Origin of the sequence: Streptomyces sp. CB01635, assembly GCF_002803065.1 — a bacterium.
Lineage (GTDB): Bacteria > Actinomycetota > Actinomycetes > Streptomycetales > Streptomycetaceae > Streptomyces.
In genome coordinates this window covers 26,666-45,794 of record NZ_NNBL01000034.1, presented here as the reverse complement: position 1 = coordinate 45,794, position 19,129 = coordinate 26,666, and the positions used below count along the sequence as shown (strand labels likewise).

The window sequence follows — 19,129 nt, the reverse complement described above, 5'->3', positions numbered from 1 at the left end:
AGAGTCGGCGCGACGCAGCGGCCCCGCACCCGTTGTGCTGAGAGAAAGACGCTCTGACATGCACGTTCCCGCAACCCTGGTACGAGGTGGGACCAGCAAATGCTGGCTCTTCCCCCAGGTGCACATGCCTACCGACCGCGACCGGATCGAGCGCATTCTGGTCGACGCGTACGGCGCGGCAGACCCCGTTCAGCTCGACGGAATCGGCGGCGCCACCCCCACCACATCCAAGGCGGCCGTGGTGGGTGTCAGCTCCCGCGAGGGCGTCGATATCGACTACCTCTTCGCCCAGGTCGGCATCGGCACCGGCACGGTCGAGTGGGGCAGCAACTGCGGCAACTGCGCAACGGCCATCGCCCTTTACGCCGTAGCCGAGGGCTTGGTGCCGCTCAAGGGCGACCGCACTCCGGTGGTCATGCGCCACATCAACACAGGCGCCGTGCTGGAGGCCGAGGTGGACACGCCGGGCGGCCGGGTCCAGGAGTTCGGTGACCGCACGGTCCCGGGCACGCTGGCCGGCGGCGTACCGGTGGGACTCGCCTTCCGCGACCCGGCGGGGGCGACGACCGGCCACTTGCTGCCCACTGGCCTGCCTGCCCAGGAACTACCGGTCGGTGAACTTGCGGGCGGTGCCAGGATCCCGAAATCCGGGGCACCGCTCATCGTGAGCATGCTGGACGCCGGTGCGCCGGTCGTCCTGGTGGACGCTGTGCGAGCCGGCCGGACCGGGGCCGAGACGCTGGACCAGATGCGTGCCGAGGCGTCCTGGCTGCGCGCGACCCGCCACGCCGCCGCCGTCCGCATGGGGCTGGTACAGCCCCGAGCCGAGCCGGGCGACGCCGTTCCCAAGACGGGCCTCATCGGCCCTCCCGTCGCCTACACGACGACCCTGGGCGAGCATGTGGCCGCGCACGAGTACGACGTGTCCGTACGAATGCTGTCCATGAACTCCCCCCACCCGGCCATCGGCCTCACCTCCGCGGTCGCCGTGGCCGCCGCCAACCTCGTCGAGGGCACCGTGGTGGCCAACGCCTCCACCGCACCCGGCGGCCGCGTCCTGCGCATTGGCACCCCGGCGGGTGTCCTGGCCGTCGAGTCCTCGGGAGCCGGGCCCGACCGGGTCACCGTCGCCCGGGCCGCACGCATCCTGTGCCAGGCCCGCATCCTCGTACGTGACCTGGCCCTCCCGGCAGCCGCCTGACCCCTGCCGCCCCCGGTGAGCCGCATACAGCGGGCCCCCGCAGTGTCCCTTCGGGACTGTTCCTCACCGTGTTTGTCGTGCTTCCCTCTCTGGCACGCCTCGGCCGATCCGGCCCCCTGCCCAACTCCCCCTCCCGCAGGACAAAGAGGACAATGATGTCTCCTGAGCTGATCTCCGTCGGCGCGCTGCTCGTCATGTTCGTCGTCGGCACCGTCCTGCCGATCAACATCGGCATCCTGGCCTTCGTCGCGTGCTTCGCGGTCGGTACGACCGCGCTGAACATGACCGAGGAGCAGATATTCGAGGGTTTCCCCGTGGAGCTCTTCCTCACCATCGTCGGCGTCACCTATCTGTTCGCCGTGGCCCGCCGCAACGGTACGGTCGATCTGCTGGTCGCCGCCGGAGTCCGTCTGGTGAGGGGGCAGACCGCCCTGATCCCCTGGGTGCTCTTCCTCCTGGCCGGGGTGCTGACCTCTCTGGGCACCTTCACCCCCGCTGCCGTGGCGATCCTGGTGCCCATCGGGATGAACTTCGCCTTCCGTCACAACATCAACCCGCTCATGACCGGGATGATGGTGATCAGCGGCGCCCATGCCGGAGCGTTCTCCCCCATGGCCGTCTCGGGCGCGCTGGTGCTCGGCATGGTCGACGACACCGATCTGTCCGTCGCGCCGGCGACACTCTTCTTCGCCAGCTTCGCCGTCAATCTCCTACTGTCCCTGCTCACCTTCGCCGCCCTGCGGCGCCGCACGATGGCGGCGGACTCCTCCGCGCAGCCCGAGCAGGAGGCACCAGACGGCGACGCGGACACGGAGCGGGCCACCTGGCACCAGTGGGCCACGCTGGCCGCCCTCGCCGCACTGGTGGTGTGTGCCCTCGGATTCCAGATGCAGATCGGCGTTCTCGCTCTGGCCGCCGGTGCGCTGCTGGCCCTCCTGGACATGAAGCGCCAGGAGAAGGCAGTGGACGGCATCAGCTGGCACACCCTGCTGCTGGTCGGCGGCATGATGACCTACATCGCGATGCTGGAGCACGCCGGGATCATCGAGAAGATCTCCGAGCACGCGGCCGGTTTCGGCACCCCGCTCGTCGTGGCCCTCCTCCTCTGTTTCACGGTCGCCGTCACCTCCGCTTTCGCCTCCTCGACCGCGATCCTCACCGCGATCATCCCGATCGCCGTTCCGCTGCTGCTGTCCAGCCACCTCAGCTCGACCGGTCTGATAGCCGCTCTCGCCGTCTCCACCACGATCGTCGACGTCTCACCGTTCTCCACCAACGGGGCGCTGGTCCTGAGCAACGCCCGGGGCGTGGAGCGCCGCGGCTTCTACCGCCAGATCCTCGGCTACACCTGCGGCATCGTCGCCGCGGGCCCCGTGGTCGCCTGGGGCGCGCTCGTCCTGCCCTGGTCCTGAGGGGGGCACACCCTCGCCCCGACGTCCCGCTCCAGGTCGGCGAAGCACGGGAACTTCCGCCGAGGCGCACGGGCGATGGCCCGTGCGGACCTGATACTGGCGGTGGCCGCCGTCGCGACCATCGCTGCGGCCTGCGTTCCCAGTTGCCTCCGCCTGTGGCCGCAGACTGTCTTGCGGAACGGCTTTCCCGGCCCACATTCCACAAGCCAGCCCCCACCCGAGCCTCGCGGGAAGGCGGGGCCCACACCACATCCCTGCCCGCCAGGCCAACAAGGTCGTACTCAGCACGCACGGGCGCATCCGGTGCGGCCATCAATCGTCCGGTCAGCAGCTCCATCTAACGAGTTGGTGCATGATAGCGGGTGGGCATGCTCTGCTGGTGAAAGGCATGGTGGATCGTTCGGTACTGGCAATCCGTTATTCACGGGGATCTCCAGCACTCATCTGTCGCAGCTGGTTGTGGAGTTGGCCAGGCCATGGGTAGTCGGGGTCGAGGGGCGTCGATACCAGACGCGGGGCGGGGCGAGGAAGCGTGCTCCGGGAGCCGGTGCCCGGCATCAGCTGGTGTTCGTGGACCGGTTGGTGGCCACGCTCATCCATCTGCGGCATGACCTGCCGCATGCCGTGCTGGCCCTGCTGTACGGGGTGGACCGCTCCACCGTGACCAGGGCGGTGGGTGAGGTGCGCCAGCTGCTGGCTGGGCGAGGGTTCGCCGTAGCGGACCGTCCCGGTGTGCGGCTGCGCACGATGGACGATGTGTTTGCCTACGCCCAGACCGAAGGTGTCCGGCTGCGGATGGACGCCACCGAGATCCAGGTCCGCCGGCCCACCGCGGGCCGGGGAGGACGGCGAGCGTTCGTGTCGGGCAAGAAGAAGCAGAACACCATGAAGGCCACCGTCATCGCCGACCACCAGGGCCGCACTCTATGGACCGACGCCCTGCGGCCCGGGCGCATGCACGACGCCACTGCCGCTCGTCTGGCTGGCATCGGCAGATGCTTCGATGCCTTCGACCGGGTACAGGTCCTCCTCGACGACGGATACCTCGGCCTGAGCAGAGACCACCGAGGCAAAGCCCTGACCCAGCCCCGCGAGCTACGACCAGGCGCGACGCTCCCCTTCCTCGAGCACAACGAACGCCAACGGCACGAGCACTCCTCACAACGCATCACCGTCGAACACGCCCTCGCTGACCACAAACGCTGGAAACAACTGCAACGCTGGACCCACCGCCGCGACCGCCTCCCCGACACCTACCAAGCCATCGCCACCCTCGTCTCCGACCGCAGCATCACCCCGAGATAAACACCGCGAGCAGGCAAAACACGCCCCACCCGCTATCACGCACCGACTCGTAAGACGCCGTTTCCTTTGGTGCTAATGGCGCCCGCCAGGCGGCGGAGCTGGTATCGCAGGGCGCCGGCTGCGATCACATGGGGCACAAGCAGCGGTTGAGGGCCGCACTCCGCGCTAGGGGTGCGGCCCTCGGTGCATGTGGTTACGAGGTCCAGCCGCCGTACGGCACGGTGATGAGCTCCATGGCGTGGCCCGCCGGGTCCATGAAGTACACGCCGCGGCCACCGTCGTTGTAGTTGATCGTGCCGGGCTGCTTCCGGTGGGGGTCGGCATAGTGCTCGATGCCGCGCTGTCTGATCTGCGCGTACGCCGTGTCGAACTCCTCCTCGGAGATCAAGAAGGCGTAGTGCTGGGGAGTGATCTCGTCTGCGGGGATAGTGGCGAAGTCCAGCGTGACGCCGTTGCCCAGGCCGACCGCGATGAACGGACCCCACTCGGCGGTGATCTCAAGGCTGAGCAGGTTCGCGAAGAATTCTGCGGACTCCCGGTTGTCCCGGGCGTGGACGATCGTGTGGTTCAACTCGACTGACAAGGAATGCCTCCGAAGGCAGTCCCGACACCTCCATGTCTCACCCAGCCGGTGACCGACACGCGATGTCGCCGTAGATCATAGTCCTGTCTACGTAGTAAGTCGACGGTAGTTGATGAGGGCTGCAGCTATACCGACGAAGGCAAGGAAGTGCTCGGCCTCGCGTTAGTAGCGGCGGTGCAAGCGACGGCACCCGGCCAGCCAGGACACTGTCCTTTCGACGACCCAGCGATGGCGGCCCAGCCGGGTAGACGACTCGATGCCCTCGCGGGCGATGCGGTGGCGGATGCCCCTCTTGCGGAGCCATCTGCGCAGGTGGTCGTAGTCGTAGCCCTTGTCGGCATGGAGCTTGGCCGGGGGCCCGCGCCGGGAGCGGACGGGCGGAATCCCGCGCACCAGTGGCTTCAGCCCGAGACTGTCGTGCATGTTGGCGCCGGGGATGCCCAGTGACAGGGGCAGTCCGTTCCGGTCGGTGAGCAGGTGGATTTTCGATCCTGGTTTGCCGCGGTCGGTCGGATTCGGTCCGGTCAGTAGCCCCCTTTTGCCGCCCGGACGCTGACGGAGTCGAGCGCGCACCGCGACCAGTCCAGCTCTCCTCTGGCGCCGAGTTCGTCGAGGATGACCCGATGGAGCCGGGCCCAGAGCCTCTCCCGGCTCCACTGGGCGAAGCGTCGGTAGACCGTGGGCCAGGCCGGCCCGAACACCGGCGGCAATTGCCGCCAGGTGCAGCCCGAGGTGGCCACGAAGATGATGGCCGCCAGCGTCTCGCGATCACCGGCCCGCCGTCGGCCACCGCCCTGAGGACGCTTCACCTCCGTCCGAGGCACCACCCGCCGGAACAACACCCACAACTCGTCCGGCACCAACCGCTCAACCAGATCCGTCATGCACGGTTCAACGAATGATCACGCCATAAGAAACGGGCCGAACGCGCGGGCCCGTTCGACCAGTTGATCGGACGGCTGGTCGAGCGGGTCCGTCCCCATCGCAGCCGGAGATGCCGGCCGCGAACCGGTCAGGAAACCTTCGGGGCTGCCCGCACCCCGTAGTGCACGTACGGCTCGCCGGTGGGCAGCGTGTAGAACGTGACCGGGGTCCAGGTCCGGGATTCCGGCGCGCGGAAGACGAACAGGCTGTCGGAGACCGGTACCAAGTCGTACTCCTGCGTCGGATCCGGCGTGAGTTCGGCCAGTGGACCGGTGAGGGTCTGGCGCAGACGCAGCCTTTCCCCAGTCAGTAGAACCTCGGCACGCACCCCGGCCCGCTCGTAGACACCGGCGTGACGCCGCGCGTCCACGGCGGGAGGCACAGCGGCCGGTTCGAGCGGACGCGACATGGCCACCCCGGCCAGTTCCGCGAAGATCTCCCGATACAGCCCCTCGTACAGGTCCCGTGGACTGCCGCCGTTGGTGAGCAGCACCACCGCAAGTCCTTGCTCGGGGAGCAGCCGCAGGAACGCCGCCTGGCCGATCGTGCCGCCGTCGTGGCCGACGACTTGGTGCCCGTCCCAGTCGAAACGTATCCAGCCCAGGCCCCACGAGTCGCCGATGCTGTGCGGATCGGGCAGGTCGGTCTGCTTGTCGGCCATCGCGTCCACCGATGCCCTCGTGAGCGCTCGCTCGCCGTTCGGTGCCAGCCCTCCGGTCAGATGCAGCCGGGCGAACGCCAGGACGTCCGCGGTCGCCGCGCCGACCAGACCGGCTGGACCGACCGAGCGCGGCAGCCCCCAGACCGGCGCGGACGTCGGCTCGCCGTCCCTGCGCGAGAGATGGCCGACCGCCGCGCGGAACAGCAGCGCTTCCTCGGGGAGCGTGATCGTGTGGCTCAGGCCGAGCGGGGTGAACAACCGCTCGCGCATCGCGATGTCCCAGTTCTTGCCGGTAAGTTTCTCGATGACCCGGCCGGCGAGGACGAATCCCGAGTTGCAGTAGGAGAAGGTCGCCGCGAGCGGGTGGTTCTGTCCGACGCCCGCGAGCTGGTCAACGTAGCGCTCCAGGCAGTCCTCGCCACGGCCGGTGTCCGTGAACACATCGCCGTCGATGCCGCTTGTGTGGGTGAGCAAATGACGCATCGTCACCTGCCTCGCCACGTCCGGATCGGCCAGTCGCAGCTCGGGCAGAACGTCCGCGATCGGCGCGTCGAGGTCGAGCAACCCCTCGTCGACCAGTTGCATCACGACGGTCGTCGTCCACACCTTGGTGATCGAGCCGATCTGGAACAGCGAGTCGTCGGTGACCTCGACGCGGGTGTTCTTGCTCAGGACGCCGTGGCTCGCCTGCACCAGATCGTCGGCGCCGTCGCCGCCGATGCGCAGGATGCCGAGCGCCGCTCCGGGTACCCGATGTGCGCAAGCCAGTTCGCTCAGCCGCCGCTGCCAGTGCGCGGCGTCGATCGGCACCCGCGCCGCGCTTCCCTTGGGCCTTGCGTGCCGCTCCACCCAGTCGACGACGCGTCGGTTGAAGTCGGCCCGGTGCGACGGCCTGCCGTCGAGGATGAACAGGTGCGAGCTGCCGGGGTACAGCACCAGCCGGGCCGGAACGCCCCGCTCGCGCAGCGCGGTGAACCACTGTTCCGCCTGCCCCACCGGACAGCGCACGTCATCGGCACCTTGCACGATGAGCGTCGGTACCTGGACCTGGTCGACGTGGGTGAGCGGCGACTGCTGCGGGTACGGCTGTTCCTCGGCCCACGGGGTGCCGCCCAGTTCGCGCACGCTCATGTAGTGGCCTGCGTCCGAGGTGCCCGCCATGCTGGTCAGATCGCTGACCACCCCGCCCGCGACCGCAGCCGCGAACCTGTTGTCGCGGCTCGTCAGGTAGCAGGTCATGAAGCCGCCGTAGCTGTAGCCGGACACGGCCAGCCGGTCGGCGTCGGCGACCCCCTCGGCGACGAGGTGATCCAGTGGTTCGAGGAAGTCAGGCGCGTCCGCCTGTCCCCACGCGCCGAGCGCCGCGGTGAGGAACTTCTCGCCGTAGCCGTCGCTCCCGCGTGGGTTGAGCAGCAGCACCGCCCAGCCGCGCGCGGCGAGCACCTGGTGGTAGATGTGGGTGGCGTCGGCTGTGCCGTTCCATGCGTTGTGCGGGCCGCCGTGGATGTCCAGTAGCAGAGGCGAAGGGCCGGTACGGGCCAGGTCACGGACCAGCCAGCCATGGACCACGGTGCCGTCGGAGATCGTGAACTCCCGCTCCTCACGGGCGAACAGCTCCACGTCGGCGACGCTCTCGCCATGGTGTGTGCGCGCCTCGACCGTCCCGTCGGCGGGGTCAACCGTCGCGATCTCGCCGAACGAGGACGGCGTGGCGAGGAGGATCGCCACGGTGTCCCCCGCGACGGCCAGGTCGCCGACGGTATTCCCCGCGCCTCCCACGACCGGCCGGGGCGCGTTGCCGTCGAGACCGACCGAGTAGAGGTGGGTGCAGCCGCGCTCGCGCACGCAGAACAGCACCCGGCCGTCCGCTGTCGGGCACGGCGCCGCGCCGGGATAGCCGGGGCCGCCCGGCATCACGTTCCGGTCAAGGGCAGCCGTCAGGTCGACCGTGTCACCGTCGTCCAGCGGCACCAGCAGCAATTTAGTGTGCCCGATCTCGGTGTCCCCCCGCCCGACGACCAGCAGTGCCTGACCGTCAAGAGTCCATGTGACCGTGGCTGCTATGCCGTCGCCGGAGCCCGTCAGCTGCGGCTCGGCGGCGCGCTCGGTCAGGTCGAGGACGTAGGCGGCGGACCGCAGCGTGAGGTCAGCGTCGGGCTCCGATGCGCCGGGGAACGCCAGCCGGGTGCCATCGGGCGACCAGGTGGGGTCGCCCGCGTTCCAGTCCCCCGACGTGACCTGCCGGATCTCCCGCGTGCCCACGTCGAGGACGTGCACGTGCTTGCGCACGGTCCGCAGCAGGCCCGTGCCATCGGCTTTGAAGTCCAGCCTGTCCGCCACGACCGGGGCATGCGCCCGGCGTGCGCGTGCGGTTGCCTCCTCGCCGTCCGCCGCGGCGAGGTCGACCGGCGCCGCGAAGGCGACCTTGTTGCCGTCCGGGCTCCAGACCGGTGCGCCGGCGCCCAGCGGGAGTTCTGTCACCTGCTCGGCCTCGCCCCCGGCGGTGGGCAGGAACCACAGTTGCGGGGCCGAGTCCCGGGCACGCAGGAACGCGATACGCGTGCCGTCGGGCGACCATGTCGGTGCTGTGTCGGTCGTGCCCCGGGTGAGCTGCCGCGCCTCGCCGCCCGCGGCGGCGACCTGCCAGAGCGCCCGCACGTCCCGGTCGCCGTCACGGTCGGCGGCGCGCAGCACGTACACGATCCGGCTTCCGTCCGGCGAAACACTCGGCTGCTCGGGGACTGTCAACTCGTACAGATCATCAATGCCAAGGCGTCGGGTCATCGCAAGAGGCCTCCTCGTGGGATTGCGGGCTGTTCGCTGGCGCTCGGGGAGAAGTGGCAGGCCGCTCGATGCCGGCGGGTCACCGCGTCGTCGGCCGGGTCGGAGCTGAGGCAGAGGGTGCGCTCGGTGTGCGTGAGCGGGCCGATCGGGCAGCGGGGGTGGTAGCGGCAACCGGTGGGTGGGTGGTGCGGGTCGGGCGGTTCCGTGTCGCCGATGCCGTCACCGGAGACGTCGAACAGGCCGGTATGGACGGACGGGGCCGCGGCGAGCAGGTCGCGCGTGTAGGGGTGTTGCGGGTCGTTGAGGACTTGCTGGGCGGGGCCCATCTCCACAATGCGGCCGAGATACATCACGGCGATCACGTCGCTGAGATAGCGCACCACGGCCAGGTTGTGCGAGATGAAGAGCATCGACAGATCCAGTCGCCGCTGCAGTGTGCGGACCAGGTTGAGCACGGCTCCCTGCACCGACACGTCGAGCGCGGACGTGATCTCGTCGGCGATCAGTACCTGCGGCTGCCCGGCCAACGCGCGGGCGAGCGCGACACGTTGCCGCTGCCCGCCGGACAGGTGCTTCGGCATCATCCCCGCCCGGTCCGGGTCAAGGTTGACCAGTTCGAGCAGTCTCGCCACCTCGGCCCGTCGGTCTGCCGCCCCGGCGTGCGCACTGCGCGGCAGGGCCTCGCTGATCGACTCACCTATGCTCATCCGCGGGTCCAGCGAGGAGTACGGGTCCTGGAACACCATCTGCAGCGGACGCCTTCGCGGCAGGCTCTTCACATCCACGCCGCCGAGCATGACGCGGCCCGCGGCGACCGGTACAAGGCCCACCGCGGCCCGTGCCAGCGTCGACTTGCCTGATCCCGACTCCCCGACCAGCCCGACCACCTGTCCCTTGGGCACGGTCAGGCTGACCTGGTCCACTGCGGTCAGGCCTCCGCGCCGGGCGCCGTAGCGCACGCTCACCTCGTCAAACACCAGCGCGCTCATTCGGCACCTCCGTAGGCGGCTTCCCGGCCGGACTCCCGCGCGACGGCGCCTTTGGGATGCCAGCAGGCGACCCGGTGTGCCCGGTCGGCCCGCTCCAGGACCGGGTCCTCGCTCCGGCACCGGTCCGTCGCCACCGGGCAGCGGGCGGCGAACGCGCACCCCTCGGGCACCTGGTCCGGCTCGGGCGGGCGGCCGGGGACCACGGCCAGCGGCTCGTCGCGGTCGGTGTCCAGTTCCAGCGTCGCGGCCAGCAACGCCCGGGTGTAGGGATGTCTCGGTACAGACATGAGGTCGGCGGTGGGGAGGTCCTCGACGACGCGGCCCGCGTACATGACGAGCATCCGGTCACAGGTCTGCGCGACGACCGCGATGTCGTGGCTGATCAGGAGGATGGCCGCGTTCTCGGTCTCCCTCGTCCGCGCGAGGAGGCGCAGCACCTGGCGCTGCACGGTGACGTCCAGCGCCGTCGTCGGCTCGTCGGCGATGATCAGTTTCGGCTCGCCCATCAGCCCCATGCCGATCATCGCGCGCTGCCGCATCCCGCCGGAGAACTGGTGCGGGTACTGCCGGGCACGTCGTTCCGCGGCGGGAATGCGCACCTCGCGCAACCGGTCCACGGCTCTGGCGAAGGCTTCGCGCCTGTTGAGGCCGTGGTGCTGCTCCGATGCCTCAGCCAGCTGGCGGCCGATCCGCCGGGTCGGGTTGAACGAGCTCGTCGGATCCTGGAAGACCATCGCCAGCGACGTGCCGAGCAACTCGCGCAACTCCCGCTCCGGGGTCGTCAGGAGCGGAGTCCCCGCGAACTCAAGCCGGTCCGCGGTCACGACACCCGGCGTCTCGATCAGCCGCGAAACCGCCAGTCCGGTCAGGCTCTTGCCCGATCCGGATTCCCCGACCACACCGATCGCCTCACCGTCGCGCACGGTGAAACTCACGCCGCGCACCGGGACCGTCCACCCGTCCGCACGCGGGAACGCCACGTGCAGGTTCTCCACCAACAGCACCGGCTTCGCCGTGGGTTCCTCGGCCGCGGCGGGACGGGCGGGCGGCGCCGGCCGGGCGGGGATGCGCGCGGTCGGGGTGCGCACGCCGACCACCGCGGCGACGGTCTCCCCCACCAGGTTGAACGCGAGACCGGCGAGCACCACTGCCGCACCGGGAGCGAGCGCGGCCGCCGGAGTCACGTAGATCCCGTCCAGTCCCTCGCCCAGGAGCCGCCCCCAGTCGTATCGGGGTGCCTGGACGCCGATGCCGAGGAAGGAGAGCGAGGCGAACGCGAGCAGTGCGCCGCCCGCGCTGATGGTGGCGTTCACCATCAGCGGTTCGCCGATGTTGGGCAGGACGTGCCGGACGAGCAACCGGAGCCGGCCGACGCCCGCGATGCGCGCCGCCGATACGTAGTCCCGCCCTGCCACCGACGCGGCGAGGGTCTGCGCCAGCCTGGCGAAGCCCGGCGCCGTCGCGAACGCGATCGCAAGGACCGCGCCTCGGGTGCCCACGCCGAAGATGACCGCGAAGAACAACGCAAGAAGCAGCCCCGGGAACGCCACCGCGATGTCCACGGCGGAGGTGATCAGCCTGCCGGCCCGGCGCGGCAGCACCGACGGCAAGGTACCCAGCAGGAGACCGACCGTGACGCCGACCGCCGTGGCGATCACCGCGAGTTCGACCGAGAACCGGGTGGCCACGAGCGTGCGGTAGAAGATGTCGCGGCCGAGCGAGTCGGTGCCCAACAGGTGTGCCCCGGAGGGGCCTTGACCGATCGCGTTCGTGTCGACCGCGGCCGCCTGCTCGCCCCACAGCACCGGTCCCAGGATGGCGAGTGCGGCCAACGCGACCAACAGCGCCAGTGAGCACGCCCCCATCGGGGTGCGCGCGGCCGCCGACCAGGCCGAGCCGCGCCTTCTCCACTGCGATGTCGACGTCATCAGCTCTCCCGGATGGTCGAGCGCGGGTCGAGCAGCGCCAGCAGCACGTCGACCGCCAGGTTCACCAGCAGCACCCCGATGCCGTAGACGAGCACGATGCCCTGCACCGTCGGATAGTCCTTCGCCAGAATCGACTGCACGATCGTCGAGCCGAGCCCGGGCCAGGCGAAGACGTTCTCCACCAGCACCGTCCCGGCGACCATCGCGGTGAGCATCAGCCCGCCCAACGTCAGCGTGGCGGTCAGCGCGCTCGGCAGGGCGTGCCGGACGTACACGAGCCGGGCGGGCAGCCGCTTCGCCCGGGCGGTGCGGACGAAGTCGTCGCCGAGCACAGACAGCATCTCCACCCGTACGATCCGCGCCAGCACCGCCGTCGCCCCGGTCGCCAGTGCCGTCACCGGCAGCACGAACGTGCTCGCGCCGCCGCTCCCGGCGACCGGGAACCAGCCAAGGCGCACGGCGAAGAACGCGACGAGACCGACGGCGACGAGGAACTCAGGGACGGCGGCCAGGAACACGCTCACCGAGGTGAATCCCAGCTCGACGCCCCGCCGTCTGCCGCCCCTGGTCAACACCGCGAACAGCACGCCGAGCGGAATCGCCAGGGCGACCACCACCACGAACGCCGGCACGGCCAGCGCGAGCGTCGCGGGCAGACGGTCGCCGATCACCTGCGCCACCGGCAGGTTGCTCGTCATCGACGTACCGAAGTCGCCGGTGAACAGGTTGCCGAGGTAGTGGCCGTACTGCAGCCACAATGGGTCGTTCAGGCCGAGTGCTTGGCGCCGGGCCTCGACCAGCTCGGTGGGTGCGGTCATTCCCAGCGCCGCCCGGACCGGGTCGCCCGGGACCAGGTGGATCATCAGGAATGCCGTGGTCAGCAGCACCCACAGCGCGACGAGGAATCGCCGCAGCCTGCGCCGTGCGAACGGCAGCCACGGGCCGCCCCGGATTCCGGCACGCAGGGCGGCCGCCACTGCAGCGGTGGCCATCAGCCGTACATCCGTATCGAAGACGGCGTGATGGAACCAGCGCTGACCTCGAACCGCGCTCCAGTGCCGAAGAACGGGACGACCGAGTGGACGTAGGGGACGACGTCGACGCGCTTGATCAGGGACGTCTCGGCCGCGACCCAAGCGCGGCAGCTGTCGTCGCCGACCAGCCCCGCCGCCCGGCGCACCTGAGAGTCGTACCCGGCGTTCTCGACGTGCGCGAAGTTGGTGCCCTGCGGCGGCGCCTTGCCCGACACGAACCGCACTGCCTGGCTCGGCAGTTCGAAGCCGAACGGCGCCATCGAGACATCCCACGCTCCGGTGGTGAACAGCGCCTGGTTGAGCCCGGAGCTGTCGACGCCCTTCAGCTTGACGTCGACTCCGATGCTCTTCCAGGTCTGCTGCGCCAGCTCGGCGGTGGGCGCCATGGTCGGCCCGAGTTGCGTCGCGTAGATCATGGTGAGGGCGAGCCGCTTGCCGTCCTTGACGCGCACGCCACCCGGGCCCGTGCGCCATCCCGCCGCGTCGAGCGCAGTTCTGGCCGCGGCGAGGTCGTGCGCGGGAAGGTTGCCCTTCACGGTGTCGCCCGTACAGGCCCGGGGTTCGGCCGTGACCATCCCCGTGGCCGGTGTGCCGGTGCCGCTGGTGAGCACCTTGCCGAGCTGCGTCAGGTCGAGTGCCTGGACCAGGGCGCGGCGGACGCCTTCGTCCTGGACGGCCCGGCCGGGAGCCTCGTTGAAGAACAACTCTCCCATCGGGGCCAGGTAGTCGGCGTGGAACAGCTTCTGGGCGGCGAGCCGCTTCTTGTCGGGCCCGACCGTGGCGGCGGCGTTGAGGCCGCCGGACAGCAGCAGGTTCGCCGAGGTGGTGGCGTTCGGAACCACCCGCACGACCACCTTGTCGGGCAGCCCCGGCTGGTTGGTCTTCCACGCGCCCGGCCCCCACGTGTAGTCCTTGCGCCGGGTGAGCGTGTAGTGGTCGTTGGGTACGGCCTCGGTGACGGTGAACATGCCGGTGCCCGCGCCGCCCTTGGCCAGCAGCGAACGGTCCCGCAGGCCCGCGGCGCACACCATCGGCAGTCGGCCCGCGTTGCGCAGCAGGAACGCGTCCGGCGCTCCGCTGGTGAGCGTGACGGTGCGGCTCGCGTTGTCGGCGGTCGCCTTCGTTCCGGGCGCGATGGTCACCCCCGCGAACGGGGACTTGTTCGCCGGGTCGCCCACGAAGTTGATGTTCGCCGCGACGTCCGCGGCGGTCAGCGGCGAGCCGTCGGCGCAGGTGATGCCGCGCCGCAGGCTGAAGGTGGCTTTCGTCGTCGTGGCGCGCCACTTGTCCGCCAGTCCCGTCACGGGCTTTCCGGCGGCGTCGACGTTGAGCAGCGAGTCGTAGAGGTAGCGATCGGTCTGGATGGCGACCGAGAGGACCGTCATCTGCGGGTCGAGGCTTCCGGGGTCGGACGCGATCGCCTGCGTGAAGGTCCTGCCTTCCGCCAGCTTTTGGTGTGCGGTCCGCCCCTGTGGGGACTGCGAGACTCCCCCGCACGCGCTCACCGTCAGCGCCAGCGCGCCGAGCAGCATGACCCGGCGCCTCATGACGTCATTCCGTGGCGGAGATGGTCCACAGCGAGCCGGGCGGCCCTGCCGATCGAGGTATCGACAGCGGGCCGGCGGTCCTCCAGGGAGTCCGCGCGGGTGAACACCGCGACGGCGTACTGCCTGCCGTCCGGGTAGGTCAGCACACCTGCTTCGTTGCGGATCGCGGGAAGCGTGCCCGTCTTGGCCGCCACCTGGACCCCGGTGTCGAGGCCGGACGAGATCCTGTGCGGCCAGATCTGCCGTCCCATGATCGCGCGGACCTTCTCGCAGGCCCCGGGATCGGCCGCGCGGTCGGTCCAGATCGCGTCGAGCAGCCGGGTGATCTCCCGCGGGGTGGACGACGTCGTCCTGGCCGGGTCCAGCACCGCCAGCTTCCACAGCTGTTCCGGGGTGGCCGCGGCGAGCACGGCCTCCGCGTCGTCGCCTTCGCCGGCACCGAGGTCGGACAGCAACGACGCGAAGTGGTCCTCGCAGCAGCCGCGGATGCGCGTTCGGGACAGCCCGAGGTCGGTGAGCACGCGGTCCACGGCGTCCTGTCCGACCCGGTGGAACACGACGTCGGTGGCCGCGTTGTCGCTCATGGTCAGCATGAACAGCGCCAGGTCGCGCCAGCTCATCTCCACGTCGTCGACGCACCCGGCCGTGCCGATCCCGCCGACGCGGTAGCGCGCGGTGACCCGGGTCCGTTCGGTCTCGTCCAGCCGTCCGGCGGCCACCTCGCGGACGTAGGCGACCGCGACCGGGATCTTGAAGACCGACGCCAGGACCACCGGGGCGTCCGCGCCGACGGCGACCTCGGGGCCGTCGGTCACCCCGATCTCACGGGCGTGCAGGAATCCTTGCGCTCCCGCCTCGGCGAAGACCGCGGCGATCTCGTCGGCGATGGCGTTCACCGGCTCACCCGCCGATCGGCCCGGCCGGTGTGCAGGAACCGCGCCCGCCCGGTCCCGTCGTCCCCGACGAACGCGTGCACCATGTGCATGCCGCGCTGCGGCTTCACGGGGATCAGCCTGTCGCCGTCGTACGCGACCAGTTCGATCCTTTCCGGCGGACCGCCGTCGAGTTCGGCGAACACTCCCTTCGGGGTCCGCTCGGCCCACAGCCTGCCGTCGGCGTCCTCGCTGACGACGGTGTCGCCGACGGACGACGCGTACGTGCCCACGAACCTCGCTGTCTCGACACGGGGGGCGTCGGCGTCCGGCACCGGGAGCGCCGGCATCTCTGTTCCGGCCAGCTCGCGCAGCACGCGTCCGACGAGTTCGACGTACAGCGGGAGCGGGTTGCCGCCGTTGGTCAGCAACGCCACCGCGATGTCGTGTTCGGGAGCCACCCGTAGGAAGGCCGACTGGCCGAGCGTGCCTCCGTCGTGGCCGACCACCGCGCCGCCGGGCCAGTCGAAGAGCGACCAGCCCAGTCCCCAGGCGTCGCCCATCAGACCGAGATCCGGCAGTTCCACCTCGCGGTGCCTCATGGCGAGCGCGCTCTCCGGCGCGAGCACCGCCGTCCCGTCGGGCCCCCTGCCCCCGTCGAGATGCATCCGCGCGAACGTCACCAGGTCCCGCGGCCGCATCGCCAGCATCGATCCGGCGGGCGCGTTCGACCGGGGCAGTGCCCAGACGTGCGCGGGCTGCGGCTCGACGCCCTGCTCCGGCGTGAGGTGCCCCAACGCGGCACGGAACCTGACGGCCTCGTACGGGCTGGGGGCGACGTGGGTCAGCCCCAACGGCGTGAACAGATGGTCGCGCAGGCAGTCGTCGTACGACTTGTCGCGCAGCACCTCGACGATGCGTCCGAGCACACAGAAAGCGGCGTTGTTGTACGAGAACATCTCGCCCGGCGCGAACAGTTGGGGCACATCGGCCAGGAGGGTGACGAGCTTGTGCACCGCGTCGTCCCCGCGTCCGGTGTCGAGGAAGATGTCGCCCTCGAACCCCGAGGTGTGGCACATCAGTTGGCGGACGGTGATCTCCGCGGAGGCCGTCTCGTCACCGACGGTGAATGCGGGCAGGTACGCCCGGACCGGCACGTCGATGTCGAGCGTGCCCTCGTCAACGAGCTGCATCGCCAGCGTGGCCGTCCAGACCTTGGTGATCGAACCGATCTGGAAGACGGAGTCCGCAGTGGCCTCGACGCCCGTGTTCTTGTTCAGCACCCCGGCCGCACGGTCGATCGTCTCGCCGTGCGCGTATACAGCGATCGACGCGGCCGGCACCTTGTGTTCGGCCAGCAACTCGGGAAGGCGACCTTCCAACCAGCCACAGAGTTCATTGAGTTCGGACATGTGCACCTCTTGTCTCGGCGAGGGAGAACGGGTGATTCCGGGAGGGTATGACCTGCGCGCTCATGGCCGATTCGTGAGAAACGACGAGAACTGGCGAAACCTTCATCGTGGCCGACGAAACACCGGGCCGCCGGTATCGGTTACCGCCTAAGCCAGTCCACCGCCTGGGCGGCCGCGAACCCGATGAAGGCGTCACGCTCGGGAACCCTCGAACGGGCGTCGACGGCCCTGGTGAAGACGCCGACCGCGTACCGGCCACCGTCCGGGTACTCCACCACGCCGATTTCGTTGCGCAGTGAGGGCAGCGTGCCGGTCTTGCCGCTGATCGTGACGTCGTCGTCCGCGAAGCCGGAGCGCAGCCGGTGCGGCCACACCTGCAGTTCAAGCCAGCGCCGGACGTCTGCGCATGCCGCCGCGGGCGCCGCTTCGTCACGCCAGATCAGGCCCAGCAGGCGGGTACTCTCCGCGGCGGTGGTCCGGCAAGTCTCTTCGGGTGTCAACGCGCGCAGCTTGGCGAGTTGTTCGGCAGGCATCACGGCCAGGATCCGTTCGTCGTCCTGGTAGTCGATCCCGAGGTCCTCCCCGATCGTGCGCAACAGGTCCCCGCAGTCATGGGGGACGGCCGTCTGCGGGAGGCCGAGTCGACGCAGCGTCTCGGCCACCGCGGCCTTTCCCACCTTCCCGAGGATCAGGTCCGTGGCGACGTTGTCGCTGATGCCGATCATCAGGACGGCCAGGTCGTACCAGGACATCGTGACGTCGTGGAGGAACGTCGCGAGGCCGTACGGACTGGCGGTCGGATGTCCCGGCGGCACCGTGATCCGCTCGGCGAGGTCGAGTTCACCGTCGGCCGCCTGCCGGGCAAGTTCCACCGCTACGGGGACCTTGAACACGGACGCGGTGACCACCGGCTCGTCGGCGTCGATGCCCACCTGTCGTGGGCTGTCCAGATCGGCCGCGTGCAGCCGTACCTGGACGCCGACTTCCGCCGCCCGGCCGGTGATTGTCTCGACCAGTTCCGATTCGGTGACCATGGGGCGATACCTTCTGTCTGTCGGGGGTGGAGTTTCTGTCCGGACTGGATCTGTCCGTTGGGTGCGCCGGCCGGCTACTTCGTGGCGGTCGGCGGGAAGCTGAACTGTTCGGCTCGCTGCGGGACCCAGAACGCGATCACCGCGGTGAGCAGCGTGGTGCAGATCAGGAAGCCGAACGCGGCGGTGTAGGAGAACGCGTCCGCCAGCCAGCCCATCGCCAGCGGCGCGATCACGCCGGCGACCTGGCCGCCGAAGTTCGTCATCCCGGAGCCCAGGCCGGCCACCGCCGTGGGAAGCACGCGCAGCGGAAGGCCGAAGACGCACATCGTCGCCATCCCGAACACTCCGACGGCCAAGGTCTCGTAGAGAGTGAACGTCGCCGCGCTGTCCGCCGACACCATCAGGACGAGCAGGACCGCGGTCACCGTCGCGATGGACACCAGGTACCACCTGGCCTTGTCATGGAAGTACCGGTCGAACAGCCAGCCGCCGAAGATGGTCGTCGCGAAGCCCACCAGACTCGGGATCGCCGACAGCACCCCGGTCTCGTTCAGCGACAGGTGTCTGGCCTCGAGCAGATAGCTGGGCACCCAGGTGACGAGGCCGTAGCTGAGCATGTTCATCGCGCAGAACAGGACCGCGAACTTCCACACCGCCGGGGATTTGAGTACTTGTCCACGCGAGACTTCGGGCGTCGTCACCGTCGTTCGCGGGAGCCGGCTGAGCCGGTCCGGCAACGCCTTGGGCAGGAGCGCCCACAGACCGATGCCGATGGCCGCGCCGCAACCCGCCATCCACAGGAAGGTGTGCCGCCAGCCGATGCCGGTCAGCAGCGGGGCGACGAGCAGGGGCGCAAGGCCGGCGATCCCACTGGCGGACAGCATCACACTCGTGGCGGTCCCCCGTCTCTCCGGTGTCGTCCGTTCCGCGATGGCTTTGAACGACGCCGCCGGGAAGGCGCCCTGACAGGCACCGAACAGGCCACGGAACAACAGGAGAAGACCGAAGGTGCCGGCCATCCCGGTCAGCGCGGTGAACAGCGACCACAGCACGAGCGTGATCAGCATCGGCCTGCGGGAGCCGTACCGATCGGCCAGAAAGCCCGCCGGTATCTGGCAGATCATGTAGACGAGCGCGAAGACGGTGACGAGCGAGCCCTGTGCCGTCTTGCCGAGATGGAACTCCTCTCCGATCGACGGCAGAGCCATGCTGATGGAGAAGCGGTCGATGTAGTCGATCGACCAGGCGCACAGCATGACCACCATGGTGATCGTTGCCGTCCGGTTGACCCGCTTCGGTGTCCAGGTGTCCTCGGTGACCACCGCCGTCATGGCTGCCTCCGTACCGCTGCGTCGGGGTTGATGGCCCATCCTGGACATCAGGTGACGCAGCGGGTTCGTGCAGTTCCACAAAGCTTCAGGTGGTGTTCGGGCGGTGGGGACG

General features: G+C 69.7%; 12 protein-coding genes and 2 pseudogenes. 3 read left to right on the top strand and 11 right to left on the bottom strand.

The window, feature by feature from the left end; all coding sequences use genetic code 11:
* Positions 1–58: 58 nt before the first annotated feature.
* The 3 genes and pseudogenes from CG723_RS40775 (at position 59) to CG723_RS40765 (ending at position 3,918) form a co-directional block, all read left to right on the top strand.
* Positions 59–1,201 (top strand): PrpF domain-containing protein, encoded by a 1,143-nt coding sequence (locus CG723_RS40775; protein ID WP_100598610.1) that lies wholly within the window; start codon positions 59–61, stop codon positions 1,199–1,201.
* A 155-nt stretch (positions 1,202–1,356) separates the two neighbouring features.
* Positions 1,357–2,613, top strand: coding sequence for an SLC13 family permease (locus CG723_RS40770; RefSeq protein ID WP_199842087.1), 1,257 nt, complete (start codon positions 1,357–1,359; stop codon positions 2,611–2,613).
* Positions 2,614–3,001: 388 nt separating this feature from the next.
* Positions 3,002–3,918, top strand: a pseudogene (locus CG723_RS40765) (transposase family protein).
* A 193-nt stretch (positions 3,919–4,111) separates the two neighbouring features.
* Here CG723_RS40765 and CG723_RS40760 read toward each other — a convergent pair.
* From CG723_RS40760 to CG723_RS40710, 11 genes and pseudogenes are all read right to left on the bottom strand, one after another.
* Positions 4,112–4,501, bottom strand: a complete 390-nt coding sequence (locus CG723_RS40760) for a VOC family protein (RefSeq protein WP_100598609.1) — start codon at positions 4,499–4,501, stop codon at positions 4,112–4,114.
* A gap of 87 nt (positions 4,502–4,588) precedes the next feature.
* Positions 4,589–5,385: pseudogene (locus CG723_RS40755) on the bottom strand (IS5 family transposase).
* Positions 5,386–5,513: 128 nt separating this feature from the next.
* Entirely contained in the window at positions 5,514–8,870 is a 3,357-nt protein-coding gene (locus tag CG723_RS40750; protein WP_100598608.1) for a serine hydrolase, read from the bottom strand.
* The gene (locus tag CG723_RS40745; RefSeq protein ID WP_100598607.1) at positions 8,867–9,859 is read right to left on the bottom strand and encodes an ABC transporter ATP-binding protein; all 993 of its coding nucleotides are present in this window, start codon (positions 9,857–9,859) and stop codon (positions 8,867–8,869) included. The genes CG723_RS40750 and CG723_RS40745 overlap by 4 nt, the downstream gene beginning before the upstream one ends.
* Positions 9,856–11,787 carry a dipeptide/oligopeptide/nickel ABC transporter permease/ATP-binding protein gene (locus CG723_RS40740; protein ID WP_100598606.1) on the bottom strand — a complete coding sequence of 644 codons (1,932 nt, stop codon included), beginning with the start codon at positions 11,785–11,787 and terminating at the stop codon, positions 9,856–9,858. Before CG723_RS40740 ends, CG723_RS40745 begins: the two co-directional genes overlap by 4 nt.
* Positions 11,787–12,779 carry an ABC transporter permease gene (locus tag CG723_RS40735; protein ID WP_100598605.1) on the bottom strand — a complete coding sequence of 331 codons (993 nt, stop codon included), beginning with the start codon at positions 12,777–12,779 and terminating at the stop codon, positions 11,787–11,789. Before CG723_RS40735 ends, CG723_RS40740 begins: the two co-directional genes overlap by 1 nt.
* Entirely contained in the window at positions 12,779–14,368 is a 1,590-nt protein-coding gene (locus CG723_RS40730) for an ABC transporter substrate-binding protein (protein WP_100598604.1), read from the bottom strand. The genes CG723_RS40735 and CG723_RS40730 overlap by 1 nt, the downstream gene beginning before the upstream one ends.
* Positions 14,365–15,264, bottom strand: coding sequence for a serine hydrolase (locus CG723_RS40725; protein WP_100598603.1), 900 nt, complete (start codon positions 15,262–15,264; stop codon positions 14,365–14,367). The genes CG723_RS40730 and CG723_RS40725 overlap by 4 nt, the downstream gene beginning before the upstream one ends.
* Entirely contained in the window at positions 15,261–16,652 is a 1,392-nt protein-coding gene (locus CG723_RS40720) for a serine hydrolase domain-containing protein (protein ID WP_100598602.1), read from the bottom strand. Before CG723_RS40720 ends, CG723_RS40725 begins: the two co-directional genes overlap by 4 nt.
* A 140-nt stretch (positions 16,653–16,792) precedes the next feature.
* Positions 16,793–17,686 carry a serine hydrolase gene (locus CG723_RS40715; RefSeq protein ID WP_100598601.1) on the bottom strand — a complete coding sequence of 298 codons (894 nt, stop codon included), beginning with the start codon at positions 17,684–17,686 and terminating at the stop codon, positions 16,793–16,795.
* Between the two features lie 74 nt (positions 17,687–17,760).
* Positions 17,761–19,017 carry an MFS transporter gene (locus CG723_RS40710; RefSeq protein WP_100598600.1) on the bottom strand — a complete coding sequence of 419 codons (1,257 nt, stop codon included), beginning with the start codon at positions 19,015–19,017 and terminating at the stop codon, positions 17,761–17,763.
* Between the last annotated feature and the right edge of the window lie 112 nt (positions 19,018–19,129).